Origin of the sequence: Halomonas sp. 3D7M (assembly GCF_014897885.1) — a bacterium.
Lineage (GTDB): Bacteria > Pseudomonadota > Gammaproteobacteria > Pseudomonadales > Halomonadaceae > Vreelandella.
The window spans coordinates 20,050-20,595 of record NZ_JABUZF010000277.1; the positions used below are offsets into that span (position 1 = coordinate 20,050).

General features: G+C 51.8%; 1 protein-coding gene. It reads left to right on the forward strand.

The window, feature by feature from the left end; all coding sequences use genetic code 11:
• Nucleotides 1-333 (forward strand): LysE family translocator (locus INT22_RS21715; RefSeq protein WP_226912967.1); only part of this gene is annotated, 333 nt, incomplete at its 5' end.
• Nucleotides 334-546: the final 213 nt, after the last annotated feature.

A 546-nucleotide genomic window follows, 5' to 3' on the forward strand; every position in this document is an offset into this window, starting at 1 on the left:
GCAAGTGATAGCGCTGAAACCCAACGTATGAGCCTATTTGAGCTGGCGCGACAAGAGTTCTTGCTTGCTGCTGGTAACCCCAAAGCCATTCTGATTTTTACCGCTTTCCTACCGCAGTTCGTGGAACCTAGCGGCAATGTAGGTCTGCAGTTTTTGGTGCTAGGTGTGCTGTTTTTACTATTGGAATGGGTAGCGATTGCTGGTTACGCCTATGCAGGTAGCTTCTTGAGCCAGTGGTTTTCTCGACCAGCCATGCGGCGCTTATTTAACCGCGGCTGTGCGGGCCTGTTAGCCAGCGCCGGGGTAGGGCTATTGCTAGCTAAAAAAGGGTGAGTAAGCGTTAAGACTCGCTGTTTAAATACGCTAGATTCCTTTGCTGACTGCTATGAGGCGTGAATGAAAACGGGCGAGATCACCTTTCGCATCTTCGCTGGCATCCAGTCAGTTGGCTAAATATTTTGAGGTCGGTGTGGCGCATATTGGGTTGCCCGCCGACCTCAATCGTTCTACGAGTGGTGCGCGTGACGCGAATCTTCAGGAGCCTCG